This window comes from Algoriphagus confluentis (genome assembly GCF_036245625.1).
In the GTDB taxonomy this organism is placed as follows: domain Bacteria; phylum Bacteroidota; class Bacteroidia; order Cytophagales; family Cyclobacteriaceae; genus Algoriphagus; species Algoriphagus confluentis.
Genome location: NZ_BTPD01000001.1, coordinates 368647 through 381209 on the forward strand (window position 1 = coordinate 368647; position 12563 = coordinate 381209).

Consider the following 12563-nt stretch of genomic DNA (forward strand, 5'->3'; position numbering starts at 1 on the left):
TCTTTTTGGTCCAATCCCTTCAACAATCGTAAATGAACAATCCGGCTTGAATAAACCAGCCGATTGATTCACCGGACTGAAGTACAAGGTCAAAAGACAGCCTCTCTTTTCTATCTCACAATGACCCACTATGACTACATATTTGCCGGAGGAGGTTGTGCTGCTTTTAGTTTGATCTATTATCTGAACAAAAGCAGTCTGAAGACTAAGTCCATTTTGGTGATTGATCCTCAAGGGTCTTCTTACCCATCAAAAACCTGGTGCTATTGGGCAGAAAAACCTCTTGAAATCCATCCTCCCAACCAACTTGTTCAGTGGAACCAACTTTCTTTTGGAAGAGGAAAAGAAAAAACGCTCCTAAAACTCAAAAAATTAACCTATTACCACATTCAAGCGAGTGATTTTTTCAGAAATCTCCGTGAGGAATTTGACAGCAATCCCAACATTAACTTTTTCCAGGATAAAGTAATTTCCTGCCAAACCTCAACATCCGGATTTATTGTCACTAGCGAAGGGGGAAAGCAATTCTCCGGTGACTACTTTTTCGATTCCCGTGCTGAGTCTGCGGACTGGACGGACCAAAACGTCTTGAAGCAGCAGTTTGTGGGGTGGAAAATCTCCTTGGATTATTCCTTTTTCGATCCGGACTCCGTCACCTGGATGGACATTCTTTCTTCAGAAAATGACCAATTCTCGTTTGGCTACATTCTGCCCTACGACACCAAGCATGCCTTGGTAGAATATACCTGCTATTCTGAAAAAGAAATTCCTTATTCTCTCTTGGAAGACAGGCTCAAAAAGTACTTGGATTCCCACTTGGAGAGCATATCCTATACTCCCTACTTCGAAGAGAAAGGAAGAATCCCCATGAGTACCCAATTCAAAATGAATTCTCCCCATCCCAGATGGATCAATTTGGGCACGCGGGCAGGATGGTCCCGTCCCTCCACCGGGTTTACCTTTCAGTTTATTCAGGATTACTGCCGGGAATTGGTTGCTGAACTGGAATTTTCAGGAACTGTCACCCAGAAAAAAATGCCAAGCAGACACTATTTCTACGACAATATCCTGCTCAACATCGTGAAAAAATGGCCCAAACAACTGGAACACGTCTTTGTCAATCTATTCACCAGCAATTCTCCTGATCATGTACTTCAGTTTCTACAAGCTAAAACCGGGGTCTGGGAAGAGCTATCTCTGTTGAGCAAAGTTCGCTTTTATCCCTTTTTGAAAAGTCTTTGGCACTATGAAAAGCACTGAGTTTTGGCTGAAGGGATTCGGACTGCTTATCTGTGTCCTGTTTGTTTGCCTTCCGCAAAATCCACTTGCACTTGAACTGACAATAGCTGGGTTGATATTAATCACCCTGGGAATTCCTCATGGTGCCATCGATCATCTGACCTCAGAACCCAGCACCACCAGAAAAGGATTGCTTATTTTTCTCCTTCGATATTTGGGAATGATCGGCATTTACCTGATCCTTTGGATTTTTTTCCCTGTGCTTTCCTTGGCATTTTTCCTTCTTTTCTCTTCCTATCACTTTGGCCAATCCCACTTCTTCGAACTCAAATCCTACTCCCTCATTTACAGCACTCTATTTGTTTCAAGAGGAGCTTTTTATATCGCTGTGATATTGTTTGGGGACTTTTCCATGACACAGAAAATACTCGATCCTCTCTTGGAATTAGGAGCCATCTCTGAGTATGGACCATGGATCAGTATGGGATTTCTAGTCCTGTCTATGGTTTTGGAAGTACTTGTTTTTCAAAAAATCAAACGCGCTACTTGGATTGATTTGCTACTCCTTGCTCCTCTCCTGTATTTCTCTCCTTTGCTGATCAGTTTTATTGTTTATTTCGGCTTTTGGCATGCCTTCCCCAGCATGAAATTGGAATACGACTTTCTCAGAAACTTTCCAAAATACAATACCCTGAAAAAATTCACGCTGCAGCTCCTGCCCTTCTCATTGATCAGCCTTTTTGGATTGGCCTTAATGATCTATTTTGGGCAGCGCTTTTTGGAGTCCAATGAGCTGCTATTGCTTTTCTTTATTCTGATTTCCCTGATTTCTTTTCCACACGTAGTCTACATGGATCGCTTTGTACGATTTTTCAAAACTGACCCGTACTCAGCATAACCAGATTGCAGGCAGGCAAGACTTCAATCCCTGCTTCCTTTGCTTTGCTGAAAAAAACGGGATTCTCCGAGCCGGGATTGAAAATGATCCGTTGAGGTTTAAGCCCGATGAGGTAATCAATCCATTCTTGCTGATTTGCAGGGCCAAGGTAAAGCGTAATGGTATGTATGTCCTCCAATTCAGGTCTTTCTCGTAAGTCCACGATGTCACGCCCAAAAACTTTTCCTTTCTTGATCCCTATCGGCACAAAATCCATCCCTCTCGCCTCAAACATGCTTGCTGCCAAGAATGCATACCGGGAGGGATTGTCCGTGGCTCCGACAATCAGCGTTTTTTTCATTTCAGACCTGCCGGCTTCCATAGATTCGATCCCGCTCAAAAGTGTCCATGTGCCGATGCTTTTTGCTTTCGTAGATATCGGCAAGAGTGATCATAATGCCCGTCTCCTCCACCTCTCCAAACTCGTCGTTCAGCGCGGTACCAAAAGTCCTCATGGTAGGCGAAAGATTCATGTAGGTATTGATCAGCGGAGGTATATTTTCTCCCAAGGCTCTTATTCTGCCATTTAGCAGCTTGTAGCCTTCCTTATATTCCAATCCTTCAAACGGATTGGGCAGAGACAAAATATCCGTCTCGTAGGTCAAGCTCAATTTTTCTTTAGGAACCACCAGGCGATCCCGATCAGGAAAATAATGATTCATGAAAAAGAGAAGCAAATCCCTTCCTTCTCTGTGGTAGTGAGGATACATGGTTACTTTCCCGAAGAGGTAGTTGACATCAGGATTAAGCAAAACCACAGCTCCCAATCCATCCCAAAGATTATCCAAACTGAATATTCCTTTTCGATTGTCCAGACTCGGTTGGTACTTGGGCTGGACAAAAGACCTTCCCAACTCAAGCGTTTGGGGAATATAATCCCGAATAAATTTCTCAGAAAAATCAAAGAGATGGGTGGTAGAAAGATTCAACGAACCGTCCTCCTGAATGGCATTTTTGCATTTGATCAATCGATACCCCGCCACAATCTCTTCGTCTTCAGGATTCCAGGTGATCAATTGATCGTAGCAGTTTTCGCAGGTATCATTTTCGTCCAGATCCAATTCCATACCTGTACCTCCTCCTGCGGATCGGAAAGTGAGCTCTCTCAGCCTTCCGATCTCCCGAACAGTATGGGGGGAATTATGATAATTGACCAAATAGACCAGATTATCCCCGTTGTTGGTATATCTCAAAAACCTTTCCTCCGAAAGCTCCTTCTTCAATAAAGCCCGATCCACCGGGGGAATGATCTCTGATTCTTTTTTCATCTGATGTTCCAATACCAATTAATTCAATCACTGTCTGGATTTAACGAAATAAACAATTTTAAGGGGTTTCTGACCTTTTTTGGAGAAAAGAATTCCTCAAACTTACTTATTCAGATACTTCCATTTTTTTGGGTTCACCCAAATTATAGACCCTTTCCTTTATTTCTTCGGCCCACTTTCCGTCATTTTTCTCCTGAGAAAGCTCAGCAGCAGAAATAGGAAGTCCAATGGTAATTTCCACTTCTTTTCCCCGCTGATTGTACATCTCATCCACCAGCCAAAACATTTCCACATTGGCTTTAATGCCCAATTTCTTTCTCCAGGAAGCAAGATTGTAAAAAAACTCAGAATTTTTTCCTCGAATAAAACAAGGAAGAATGTCCAGGCTATATTTTCTAGCTTTGGTTACAAAGCTTTTTTTCCATTGCAGGTCTCGTATTTTTCCTTCCTGTTTTCGGGACACCAGACCCGCGGGGAAAATCAGGACAGCATACCCTTGGGAATACGCTTCTTCGATTTTCAGATTGGCTTCCTTGGAGTTTTTGCCATGCTTATTGACCGGAACAAAGATGGGTTGAAAATTATCGAAAGTCATAAGAAGATCATTGACCAGAAACCGAATATCCGGCCGGATTCTGCCCACACCATGAATGAGTGCAATCCCGTCCAAACCTCCCAGCGGATGGTTGGCTGCCAAAATCACTCCTCCCGATTCGGGAATATGCTCACCTCCAACCAACTTGACTTTTACCCCAAATTCATCAATCAAGGCATCTGCAAAATCCAACCCCTTCAAATGATGAATTTTGTTCATCACTCCATTCATCCACTGTTCATGGGTGACCCTTTTGATGTAGCGGAGCAAAAAGCCAGGCATCCACCTCAGCAACTTTGGATTTTTGGAACCAATAGCTTTCTCGATGTCGATGTATTTTTTGATCATTGAGTGAAATGAACAGGGAGCAATTATCAAGGAGGAACAACAATTTCTCCGAAATTTGGCTTAAAACTACAAAAATATACCCCTTCCCTGATTTCAAATCAAGAATCAAATCCTAGAGTATTGAAAACCAAGGGGCTGTTTTTTGAGTAATGTAAAAAAAAACTACCATGAACCTCGTACTCACAGGCAGTACCTCCGGAATCGGGTGGGAAACCCTAAAGGCTCTCCTTCCTCATTTTGACCATGTTTTTCTTCCCGTAAGGAACCTGGAGAAAGCTAAAAAAATGATACATCCTCTGACCGAAAAACACAAGATCCAACTGATCCCCATGGATCTGAGCTTGATGAAATCGGTACAGGAAGGGGTTCAACATATTTTGAAATCTACCGATAAGGTCCACGTCCTGATCAACAACGCTGGAGGCATGTATCCCGGAGGCAAACTCACAGAGGAGAAACTGGACCTGACTTTTGCCACCAATCATCTCGGTCACTTCCTCCTGACTTTGGAATTGCTTCCTTTGTTGAAAAATGGACAGGCAAAAATCATCAACGTCAGCTCCGAGGCCCATCGATTGGCTGCTTCCTTAAACTCAGATTGGGGATTGAGAAAAGCAGGAAATACGATTAATGCCTATGGTAAGGTGAAACTTTACAACATCCTTTTCACCAAAGAGCTGAAGAGAAGGTATGAGGACCAAGGAATTCAAGCCTATGCCCTTCACCCGGGAGCGGTAAAAACGGCATTTGGATCAGAGACTTCCTTGATCGCCAAGGCAATTATCCGAGCCACCCAGCTCCTGTTTATCAGTCCTAAAGCAGGTGCCAATACCAGCATTTTTCTCGCGATGAGCCCCAAAGACCAACTCAAGAACGGAGGCTATTTCGATAAAAAAAAGCCAAAAACCCCCGCTGCGATTGCCTTAGACCCAAAGCCTGCCGAGGAGCTTTGGAATTACAGCCTCAAAACACTGCAGGACTTGAGGCCTGATTCTTCCGAATGAACACTCCGCTTGAGTAAGAATTGCGGCTTGGACGAGAATCCCTATTTTTGTCCCAATGAAAGAGACCATCTTGTCCCTATGCCCAGGCCCTTGGGAAGACTACGAACTGATCGATACCGGAGGATTTGAAAAGCTGGAGCGCTTCGGGAAATTCATCCTCAGCAGACCCGAGCCCCAAGCCATCTGGGACAAAAGCTTACCCGACTCGGAATGGAAAAAGCTGGCTCATGCTTATTTTGCCAAAGAAAAAAACAACCCTGAAAAAGGGCACTGGCAACAGCTGAAATCCATGCCTCACCATTGGCAAATCCAATATGCCAATTCCGAGGGGCTCAAAATGAAGCTCAATCTGGCCCAAACCTCCTTCAAGCACATTGGCCTTTTCCCGGAACAAGCAGTGAATTGGGACTACCTGTACCAAAAAGTAAAGGCTTTTCCCGGAAAAAGCCCAAAAGTATTGAACCTCTTTGGATATACCGGAGCAGCAAGTGTAGCTTGTAGAGCCGCTGGTGCTGAAGTTTCTCACTTGGATTCCGTCAAGCAAGTGGTCACTTGGACCAAGCACAATATGGAATCATCCGGACTCGAAGGCATCCGATGGATTGTGGACGACGCGATGAAATTCATCAAAAGAGAAGAACGCAGAGGCAACAGGTATCAGGGAATCATCCTGGATCCTCCTGCCTATGGACGGGGTCCTGATGGGGAAAAGTGGATCTTGGAAGAGCAAATCAACGAGATGCTGAAGACCTGCCGCGCGATTTTGGATCCCAAGGATCATTTTCTTTTGCTCAATATGTACTCTCTGAGCTTTTCTTCCCTTATCGCCGCCAATTTGATCCAATCCAATTTTGGAAACGTGAAAAACGCAGAGCAAGGCGAACTGTACCTGGAGGAAAAACAAGGCAAAAAGCTTCCTTTGGGGATTTTTTATCGGTTTTCAAGCTATTGATCTGCGTAAATTCGATGAACAACAGACAGGTTTTTCTCTCCCATTTAGCCCAGACCACTGATTTTCCGCTCATGATCGAGGTGGAAAAGGCAGAAGGAATCTATCTCTTTGGTCCGAATGGAGAAAAATACATCGATCTCATCTCCGGAATCGGAGTCAGCAATGTAGGTCATCGCCACCCCAAGGTCATTCAAGCCATCCAATCACAGGTGGAGAAATACCTTCATCTCATGGTGTACGGGGAATATGTGCAGACACCTCAAACCCGGCTGGCCAAGGCATTGGCAGAAACTCTTCCGCCAAATTTGGATAATGTCTATCTGGTCAATAGCGGCTCGGAGGCAGTGGAAGGAGCCTTGAAGTTAGCCAAGCGCCATACCCAGAGACGGGAAATTATCTCCTGCGTCAACGCCTACCACGGCAGCAGTCATGGGTCGCTCAGCGTAGGGGGAAATGAGGTCTTCAAAAGAGCCTATCGGCCCCTTCTTCCCGGAATCAAAAACATTACTTACGGAAGCTACTCGGACCTTGCACAAATCAGCCAGGAGACAGCAGCAGTCATTATCGAAACCATACAGGGTGAAGCAGGCATTCGGGTCGCTTGCCGGGAATACTTTCAGGCATTAAGAAAGCGTTGTGACCAGACAGGAACCTTGCTGATTCTGGATGAAATCCAAGCTGGATTTGGTAGAACCGGGAAATTCTGGGCCTTCGAGCATTTTGAAATTGTACCGGATATTCTCGTTTGTGCCAAAGGCATGGGAGGAGGAATGCCTATCGGTGCTTTTATCGCCAACAAAGAAGTCATGGGCGTGTTCAAAAACAACCCCATTTTGGGACATATCACTACCTTCGGAGGACATCCTGTGAGTGCAGCTGCATCTTTGGCCACTATTCAGGCGCTCCAGGAAGAAAAGCTGATTGATCAGGTAGAGCAAAAAGCGAATCTCATTAAATCCTTGCTGGTCCATCCCAAAATCAAGGGCATTAGAAACAAGGGACTGATGATGGCCGTAGAATTTGAATCTTTTGAAGTCCTGAAAAAAATCATTGACCGGGCCATCGAATTGGGCGTGATTACAGACTGGTTTCTGTTCTGCGATGATTCCATGCGGATCGCTCCGCCCTTGGTGATTACCGAAGAAGAAATCAGACAGGCCTGTCAGATAATTCTTCAGGCTATTCGAGAAGCAGGTTAAACTAATCGTAAATCCTAAAAAAATGGGACAAAAAAAATGCCCGCATTGCGGAGAATGGTCAACCTGGACGATGCGTCTCACCGATCTCTGCGAGCATTGCGGCAAAACCTTGGGTGGAAAAGACCTTGAAAATCAGCAACGAAGAGAAGAAACCATCAAGGCTAACGAAAAAAACTGGATGTTTTTCATCGATGAAAATGATCCGGTTTGGAAGGCGAACCTCAAGAAAATCGGAAACTTTTTTTACACGATCTTCATGGCAATTGTTTCCTTCATACTTTGGCTTATCGCAGCTTTGCCTGGATAATGCACGTGATCAAAAATCCTTATTTTTTTATTCCTGTGGTGTTTTTTGCAGGAAATCAGGTTCTAGAAAAAGGTTTTGGAATCTTCATTCCCTGGATCCACTCCTATTTGGACGACCTTTTGGCTCTCCCTGTTATTCTTGGAATCACTTTGCAGATTTACCGCTGGATCCACCCAATGCGGGAGACCTTCCGATTGAAGAAGGAGCACGTCTTCGTAGCATTTCTTTACGTTTCTCTCGTCTTCGAAGGGATTCTTCCTTGGTATTCAGATCACTATGTTCGGGATTATTGGGACATATTGTGCTATGGCATAGGGTCTTTTGTTTTTTATTTCAAAATCAACCGATAAGCAAAGGTGAATTCCTGCTTCATCCATACAAACTGAGATTTTTTTTGACCAAATCCTTCTTTTTGCAAATCCTTAGATTGCATTAACTTTCCAAAAATTCAAGCACAATGAAAAAACTGGCAAGTATCCTTGGAGCCCTTCTTCTGATGGTAGTGCTCTCAATCCTAGGTTTTATCGCTTGGCAATCTCCCAGCTATGATGGAGAGCTCCAGCTCTGCTGCCTTGGAAATAAAGTGGAAGTCTACTTTGACCAGTTTGGAATACCTCATATATATGCCCAAAATGAGACTGACGCCTACCGGGCTTTAGGTTACATCCATGCCAAAGAGCGTCTTTTTCAGCTGGAAATGCTCCGAAGAGTCGGTTCGGGTACTTTGGCGGAATTTTTGGGAAAAGATCTTGTAGAAGTGGATCAGTTTTTTCATACCCTCGGGATTCCCAAGCATGCTAAGGAAAGTACCGCAGCTCTGTTGGCTCAGGGAAACACTCCTTGGAGAATAGCTGCCGAAGCCTATGTGGAGGGGGTAAACGAATTCATCGCCCATGGCAAACTCCCCATTGAGTATCTGCTTATAGGTGAAAAGCCCCGACTTTACACCTTGGAAGACATGCACAGCATCATCGGCTACATGTCCTTTACCTTTGCCATGGCCGTGAAAACGGATCCTTTGCTGACCCGAATCGCCAGAGACTTAGGTCCTGACTACCTCAGCGCTCTCGCAGTGGAGACACTACCTGAGCACCACATGATTCCTGTTCATTATCCCGATTCTTCCCAGAGCGCTTCTACCTATTCCAATTTAACTGCTCTTTTAGAAAAAATCCTTGTACCCCAACTGCAAGGCTCAAACGCCTGGGTGATTTCCGGCAGTCTTACCCAATCCGGAAAGGTAGTCTTCAGCAACGATACCCACATTGGTTTTTCTGCTCCTTCGGTATGGTTTGAAGCCCATTTAGAGTATCCTGGATTTAGCTTTTATGGCAATCATTTGGCGGGTATTCCCTTTGGATTTATGGGAAATAACCGGCACCATTCCATTGGTCTGACCATGTTTGAAAACGATGATCAGGACTTTTTCGAAGAAAAACTAAACCCCAAAAACCCGAATGAAATCCTAATTGGGGAGGAAGCTTATCCCATCCAAACCAGAAAAGAAATCATCCAAGTAAAAGGTGGAGAACCCGTAGAATGGGAAATTCAAGAGACTCCTCACGGCCCCATTATCAATCCTGTCGTCAAGGAAATTGCAGCATTGACCACCAATCCTGTCTCTTCTTGGTGGGTCTATTTACTCGAACCTGCCAAAAGCTTTGAGGCAGTGTACAAAATGAATCATGCCCAATCCATGCAAGAGGTAGCCGATGCGGCAGCCCTCATCCATGCCCCCGGTCTGAATATCATGTATGGAGATATAGAAGGCAACATTGCCTGGTGGGGAGCGGCCAAGCTTCCGATTCGGGGAGACAAAGTGCATTCCAAGATTTTTGCAGATGGATCGGATCCCAATGCCCAGCCCAAAGGCTGGTATCCCTTCGAAGAAAACCCAAAAAGCGTCAATCCTCCCATCGGATTCGTAGCCTCGGCAAACAATCAACCGGACTCTACCAGAGGGGGCCACTTATTCCCCGGATACTATTTCCCGGGAGATCGCTGGAACAGAATAGCCAAAACCATCTCCTCCCGCTCCGATTGGGATGTGAAATCCCTCCAAAGCCTTCAATTGGAGACCGTAAATGAAGTATTCCCCGAATTAGCCCAATTCATGCTTAGTGAGGTCAACCGCGATGATTATCAGGAATTCTCGGCAGCTCTTGAAAGTTTGGAAACCTGGGATGGAGATCATCAAATTGAAAAAACTGCGCCCACTCTTTTCTACAAATGGCTGATCCACACCTGGAGACTGGCTATAGAAGATGAGTTGGGAAAAGAGGGCTTCGAGGCATTTCTGCAGACATTTGTTATGGTCAACAGCAATCATCATTTCATCACAAAAACGGATAATCCATGGTGGGACAAACAAAATTCTCCGGAAAAAGAAACCCGTAAAGACATCCTGTCCGAAGCGCTAAGCCTTTCCTTGGATGAGCTTTCCAAACAGTTGGGTAGCAACCCAAAAGACTGGAAATGGGAAAAGGTGGTTCATTTGGAGCATCCTCATCCCTTGGGAAGTCAAAAGCCTTTGGATAAACTCTTCAATGTTCAAGCTGGCCCAATTGCCGGTAATGAAGAAGCAGTAAACAAGCTGACGCTGAAACCTTTGCCAGACGGTACCTATCAAATAGTTGCAGGACCGGCGATCCGGATTATTCTCGACTTTGGAGATTTGGAAAACTCTGTTTCTGTGTTGCCAACAGGAAATAGTGGAAATCGCTTCAGTAAGCACTATGCCGATCAAAAAGAACTCTTTGTCAAAGGAAAGTACCGTCCTCAGGAAATGAACGAGGAAAAGATAAAAAAGAAGTCGGATAACAAGCTGATTTTAAACCCTGCCGACTAGAGTGGTGTTATTGACTTGTTGACTTATTGAGTTATTGCTATGGGAATTTTTAATCGAAACAAAGGTAAAAAAGAGGCGAAGGCCTATCCGGTCCAAAAGGCAGAGGAAGAATGGCAGGAAATTCTGGATTCGCAATCCTACCATGTGCTGAGGGAAAAAGGAACAGAAAGACCTTTCACAGGCCAATATTATCTCAACAAGGATACCGGAATCTACGAATGCAAAGCCTGCGGAAATGAGATTTTCCACTCCTCCAGGAAATACGACAGTGGATGTGGTTGGCCCAGTTTCACTGAACCGATTCGTCCTGAAGCCATTGACGTGCAGATGGATTATAGCCATTTTATGATCCGTGAGGAGATTCTTTGTGGAAACTGCGGCGGGCATTTGGGACATCGCTTTCCCGACGGACCAAAAGATCAAGGGGGAATCCGCTACTGCATCAATTCGGTCAGCATGGACTTCAAAAAGGGAGACGAAAAACCCTAAAATTTTTCCTCAATTCCCAATCCAAACAGGGCAAAATCATATTTGACAGGATCCTCAGCATCCAATTCTCTCAGTCGATCAGTCAATTCCAAGGCCGTTAGCCAATCAGTCTGCTTTCGCTGAATCAAACCCAGTTTTCTTGCTACCCGATCTACATGCAGATCACAGGGGCAGATCAACTGAGCAGGTTGGATTTTTTGCCAAATTCCAAAATCCACTCCCTTATTATCCTTTCTTACCATCCATCGCAGAAACATATTGATCCGCTTACAGGCTGCCTTTCGGGCAGGCGTAGCAATATGCTTTCGGGTGCGTGAGGGTGCGTCCGGCAAGCTGAAAAAATAGTCATGAAACCGGATCAGCATATTTTCCATGGCGTCATCTTGGTTAGTTTGACCGATTAGAAATGCTTCTTCCAGACTGGAATGGGTTTGATAATATCCTGCCAGAAAATGAATGAAATAAAGCGTATCCGTAGCATTGAAAGTCCGATGTTTGAAATTCAAAAAAGGCTTTAAATCGCTTTCCTGATGATGGATCAAAAAATCATGAGGAGCCTTGTCCATCAACCCGAATAGCTCATTGCACTTGTTGATGATGGTTTTGCGCTGTCCCCAAGCCAAAATCGAAGCAAAAAACGCGGTGATTTCAATATCCTCTTTTTTGGAATACTGGTGGGGAATAGAAATGGGATCATTGGGAATAAATCCCGGCTGATTGTATTGAAGATACTTTTCCTCTAAAAAATCTTTCAGTGAATTCATGCGCTCAAAGGGCCACTTTCACCTCTCCGCCTTGAGTGCCGTCAAACCATTTGAAAGAAAGCTCATTCTCGGCTTTTTCAGACACATGCCAATCAAAAGACTTAATCTGAGTTAATGAGCGAAGAGAATCTTCGTCTGGATTGTACAGGCAAATATCAAAATCAGGCATATGTTTCGAATCCAGGGTGTTCCATTTTTCCAGAATAAATCCTTCTTCAATGACCCGGATTTTATTCCCAAAGACATGATCATTGAGCACAGAGGGTACCCCATCTTTTCTTCTCATTTGGAAACCAGACGGCCCGAATAAAATCTGTTTGTAAAGTTTAGCTTCCAATAGCTCGTTGGAATGAGGTAAAACTTCCCAATCCGAATCCTTGATCACCACTTTTTTTCCCTCAGGTCGAAGGCTGGCCAAGAGCTGGGAAAGTTTGGAAAACACAAAAGTCAACCCAATAAATACCAATCCAAAACTCGCAAGAATGGGATAAGAAATAATAAAAATCCCGTTCCAGATAAATCTGAACAGATGGTGAAAGAAAAGTTGGACTTTGTTCATGGAATAGTACTGAGCTGTAAAGGTACCCCAGATCAACTAGAATCCCAAAGTCAC

General features: G+C 44.4%; 14 protein-coding genes. 9 read left to right on the plus strand and 5 right to left on the minus strand.

The features are described from left to right. Positions 1–63 precede the first annotated feature (63 nt). Positions 64–1260 carry a lycopene cyclase family protein gene (locus AAA943_RS01630; RefSeq protein WP_338222497.1) on the plus strand — a complete coding sequence of 399 codons (1197 nt, stop codon included), beginning with the start codon at positions 64–66 and terminating at the stop codon, positions 1258–1260. Further along, on the plus strand, positions 1247–2137 hold the full coding sequence (locus AAA943_RS01635) for a Brp/Blh family beta-carotene 15,15'-dioxygenase (protein ID WP_338222498.1): 891 nt from the start codon (positions 1247–1249) through the stop codon (positions 2135–2137). The genes AAA943_RS01630 and AAA943_RS01635 overlap by 14 nt, the downstream gene beginning before the upstream one ends. On the opposite strand, the gene AAA943_RS01640 is transcribed toward AAA943_RS01635, so the two are convergent. The 3 genes from AAA943_RS01640 to glsA form a co-directional block, all read right to left on the minus strand. Continuing rightward, positions 2112–2477 (minus strand): CoA-binding protein, encoded by a 366-nt coding sequence (locus tag AAA943_RS01640; RefSeq protein WP_338222499.1) that lies wholly within the window; start codon positions 2475–2477, stop codon positions 2112–2114. The two genes, AAA943_RS01635 and AAA943_RS01640, sit on opposite strands and share 26 nt — an antisense overlap. A 1-nt stretch (position 2478) precedes the next feature. Then, complete coding sequence (gene glsB / locus AAA943_RS01645) at positions 2479–3444, minus strand: glycine N(alpha)-acyltransferase GlsB (RefSeq protein WP_338222500.1); 966 nt, start codon at positions 3442–3444, stop codon at positions 2479–2481. A gap of 106 nt (positions 3445–3550) precedes the next feature. Continuing rightward, entirely contained in the window at positions 3551–4387 is an 837-nt protein-coding gene (gene glsA / locus AAA943_RS01650; protein ID WP_338222501.1) for a 1-acyl-sn-glycerol-3-phosphate acyltransferase, read from the minus strand. A gap of 167 nt (positions 4388–4554) precedes the next feature. Here glsA and AAA943_RS01655 point away from each other — a divergent pair, with 167 nt between their 5' ends. The 7 genes from AAA943_RS01655 to msrB all read left to right on the plus strand — a co-directional run bounded on the left by AAA943_RS01655 (position 4555) and on the right by msrB (position 11186). Further along, the gene (locus AAA943_RS01655) at positions 4555–5391 is read left to right on the plus strand and encodes an SDR family NAD(P)-dependent oxidoreductase (protein WP_338222502.1); all 837 of its coding nucleotides are present in this window, start codon (positions 4555–4557) and stop codon (positions 5389–5391) included. Positions 5392–5446: 55 nt separating this feature from the next. Further along, entirely contained in the window at positions 5447–6343 is an 897-nt protein-coding gene (locus AAA943_RS01660; protein ID WP_338222503.1) for a class I SAM-dependent rRNA methyltransferase, read from the plus strand. Positions 6344–6357: 14 nt separating this feature from the next. Continuing rightward, positions 6358–7542: an aspartate aminotransferase family protein gene (locus AAA943_RS01665; protein ID WP_338222504.1), complete on the plus strand. Its 1185-nt coding sequence runs from the start codon at positions 6358–6360 to the stop codon at positions 7540–7542. 22 nt (positions 7543–7564) lie between these two features. Further along, positions 7565–7849, plus strand: coding sequence for a hypothetical protein (locus AAA943_RS01670; RefSeq protein WP_338222505.1), 285 nt, complete (start codon positions 7565–7567; stop codon positions 7847–7849). Beyond that, positions 7822–8199, plus strand: a complete 378-nt coding sequence (locus AAA943_RS01675; RefSeq protein WP_338222506.1) for a magnesium citrate secondary transporter — start codon at positions 7822–7824, stop codon at positions 8197–8199. The genes AAA943_RS01670 and AAA943_RS01675 overlap by 28 nt, the downstream gene beginning before the upstream one ends. Positions 8200–8306: 107 nt before the next feature. Then, a complete protein-coding gene (locus AAA943_RS01680) occupies positions 8307–10697 on the plus strand; it encodes a penicillin acylase family protein (protein WP_338222507.1) in 2391 nt (796 codons plus the stop codon). 39 nt (positions 10698–10736) lie between these two features. Further along, entirely contained in the window at positions 10737–11186 is a 450-nt protein-coding gene (msrB, locus tag AAA943_RS01685; protein ID WP_338222508.1) for a peptide-methionine (R)-S-oxide reductase MsrB, read from the plus strand. Here the strand turns inward: msrB and AAA943_RS01690 are convergent. Beyond that, positions 11183–11950: a TIGR02757 family protein gene (locus AAA943_RS01690; protein WP_338222509.1), complete on the minus strand. Its 768-nt coding sequence runs from the start codon at positions 11948–11950 to the stop codon at positions 11183–11185. The genes msrB and AAA943_RS01690 overlap by 4 nt on opposite strands. 4 nt (positions 11951–11954) lie before the next feature. After that, positions 11955–12509, minus strand: coding sequence for a hypothetical protein (locus tag AAA943_RS01695; RefSeq protein WP_338222510.1), 555 nt, complete (start codon positions 12507–12509; stop codon positions 11955–11957). Positions 12510–12563: the final 54 nt, after the last annotated feature.